The 2,803-nt window shown below is 59.9% G+C and carries 3 protein-coding genes and 1 tRNA gene; all 4 read right to left on the bottom strand.

The window, feature by feature from the left end; translation table 11 throughout:
* Nucleotides 1-100: 100 nt before the first annotated feature.
* The gene (gene rbr, locus DWY05_RS09805) at nucleotides 101-640 is read right to left on the bottom strand and encodes a rubrerythrin (RefSeq protein WP_035136761.1); all 540 of its coding nucleotides are present in this window, start codon (nucleotides 638-640) and stop codon (nucleotides 101-103) included.
* A gap of 114 nt (nucleotides 641-754) precedes the next feature.
* Nucleotides 755-1,660, bottom strand: a complete 906-nt coding sequence (locus DWY05_RS09810; protein ID WP_117821091.1) for an adenine glycosylase — start codon at nucleotides 1,658-1,660, stop codon at nucleotides 755-757.
* A gap of 21 nt (nucleotides 1,661-1,681) precedes the next feature.
* On the bottom strand, nucleotides 1,682-2,167 hold the full coding sequence (locus DWY05_RS09815; RefSeq protein WP_117629049.1) for an Rrf2 family transcriptional regulator: 486 nt from the start codon (nucleotides 2,165-2,167) through the stop codon (nucleotides 1,682-1,684).
* Between the two features lie 359 nt (nucleotides 2,168-2,526).
* Nucleotides 2,527-2,604: transfer RNA gene (locus DWY05_RS09820), tRNA-Asp, on the bottom strand.
* Between the last annotated feature and the right edge of the window lie 199 nt (nucleotides 2,605-2,803).

Consider the following 2,803-nt stretch of genomic DNA (forward strand, 5'->3'; position numbering starts at 1 on the left):
CCGGATCGCCTTCCCTCAACGCGACCCTGCGGAGCCGTGAGCGGGGAGGGAAGGCGATCCGGCCTCCCGCCCTGCGCTCCGCAGCAGCCAGCGCCAAGCGCTAGTAGTTCACCACCTGCTCCTCAAAGTACGCCTTCGGGTGGTTGCACACCGGGCACACCTCAGGCGCCTCGGCACCAACGTGCAGGTGCCCGCAGTTCAGGCACTTCCACACCTTCACGCCCTCACGCTCAAACACCTCGCCCGACTCGATGCGCTCGACGAGTTTGTTGTAGCGCTCCTCGTGGGCCTTCTCGACGGCGGCGACACCACGGAACTTCTCGGCGATCTCGACAAAGCCCTCCTCCTCGGCGGTCTTGGCAAACTCGTCGTACATCGTGGTCCACTCGTAGTTCTCTCCTGCGGCGGCATCGCGCAGATTGTCCAGGGTGTCGGGGACGGCGCCATCGTGCAGATACTTAAACCACAGTTTGGCGTGCTCGGACTCGTTGCCAGCCGTCTCGGCAAAGATGTTCGAGATCTGAACGTAGCCGTCCTTCTTGGCCTTGGAGGCATAGTAGCGATACTTGGTGTGTGCCTGGGACTCACCGGCAAAAGCGGTCTCGAGGTTCTTCTTGGTCTGAGAGTTCTCAAAATCCATAGGTGTACTTCCCTTCAACACGTGCCGCCCATAGGCTTTGAGCGACCTCGTCTTTAGGATGCCCTCAAGCCGCGAATTTAAACCTTACAATCCCGTTCTTCAGATTTGAGCGGGCTACACACTCAACCAACGATCGTCCTCGGCTCGGCAAAAGCCCTCGCGCTCCAGGTCAGCCAGAATGCCCGCGATCAAGTCGCACTCGACCGGCCCGCGACCGGCTGCCGCTTCCATCTCGTTGACGCCCACCACGGCATCAGCAAGCGTCATCCCCGCCGGCTGCCCATCGCGCGCTGCCAACAACATACGCACGATATGCGCGCGCTTTTGGCGGCGCGAGCCCTCAAACTTGGACTGACGACTATAGCCCGCCGACCGCCTGGACGGATTGGGCAATGTCTTTTTAAGATACGCGCCGTAATCCAGCAATGCGTAATACCACGCGCGCGGCGTGTCGGCATCGTCTTGAGGCGCGGCAAAGGGCGCGATCTCGTCCGCCGCCGCGCCGGGGGCCGCCGGACAGGCAGCTTGGATCAGCGGCACCAGTTCGCGATCGGGAACGGCCGGCACATCGGGAAAGAAGTGATGCAGAAAGACCGTGCGCACGTTGGTCTCCAGATACACGCCCGGAAGATCAAACGCAAACGACCGGATACCCTGCGCCGTTGCCGGGCCAATACCAGGCAGAGCGACCAAGTCACGCGTCTCACGCGGAAACTCCCCGTCCCAGTCCTCTACAACGCGCTGAGCGGCATTGTGGAGCGCCAGAGCGCGTCGGTTGTAGCCCATCCCCTGCCAAGCGTCCAAAACATCGGAAGGCGCGGCCTGGGCAAGCGCCTGCACGGTCGGAAAACGATCGAGCCACACCGGCATGCGCGCCTCCACGCGCGGAACCTGCGTTTGCTGCAGCATGACCTCAGAAAGCCAAATGATGTACGGGTCACGCGTGCGGCGCCACGGAAGGTCGCGATAACGCAGGACCCCTTCCGAACGAATCATCGAACGAAAGGGGTCCTGAATCATGGCTATGCTCCTTATGCGGCGCTATTCCTCCCGGCAAGCGCACGCGCAGGTGGCGTACTCGGGAAACGCTTCGCGGTCGGCGAACTTGGGATCGACGGCCGGGAACTGGCGGTGAGCGACGATGTCGCCGAGCGAAACGGAATCGAGGTAGTCGCGCATCAACGCCTGGGCTCCGGCCCACAGGGGATGATAGCAGCACGTGCCCATGCGCGCACAGTCACCATCGGGCGCGGTGCAATCGTTCATAACCATAGGACCCTGAACGGCCTCGACGACCTGGCGGATAGTGACATCGTCCGGACTGACCTTGAGACGCATGCCACCGTGGACGCCGCGCAGGCTCTCCACAATACCGGCCTGGACCAAACCGTGCTGAATCGAGCGGGCAAACGAATACGGGACATTGACCTCTTCGGCAGCGGTGCGAACAGAAAGCAAACGCTCCGGATCCTCGGCAAGCATCGCCAGCATGCGAAGGGCGTAATCAGTCTTCCTCGATATGTCCATTTTTCCCCTTTCAAGGAATACGAACAGCTCGAACGAGCTCCGGGGCCGAGCTTGTGTCGAGACGCTAAATGACCGCTAGGACATCCAAATGATAAATAGGATATCCACTGAGTGCCGCGCTTGGAGCGAAATGCATCAGATGCGGCCTACAGTGCAATTTAGTATAACCTAACCCCCTGTCTCGTTGAACAGGTGTTGCGCAACAAAGCTGTTGTTTAGACAGATATACTTACTGGATTTTACTTGCGTTCCCGAAGACGCGGGGATTCTGGGCGAAGATGCGCCAGGGCGATCGTTCTATCGAAACAAAGTGCATCAAACGCAAAAAGCCACGTCCAAAGACGTGGCTTTAATTGCGTTGGCGGGAAGTACGGGGCTCGAACCCGCGACCTCCGACGTGACAGGCCGGCGCTCTAACCAAACTGAGCTAACTCCCCAGGCAGTCGTTCGCGTTTGTTTCCGCTCGCGTGCGCTGCGGGGATTAGTATACACAGAAGTCTGTCCGGCGCGCAACAACTTTTTTGAAAAAATTTTTCGGGCCATCCGGGAGGGCTTCCGGGGCTGAGGGCGGGGGTTAAGTTTGCTGCTCTACAGTCCTGCGCAAGACGGAAAGCACATTAAGTGCTTTCCTTTGCG

Origin of the sequence: Collinsella sp. AF23-4AC, from assembly GCF_003462685.1 — a bacterium.
In the GTDB taxonomy this organism is placed as follows: Bacteria; Actinomycetota; Coriobacteriia; order Coriobacteriales; family Coriobacteriaceae; genus Collinsella.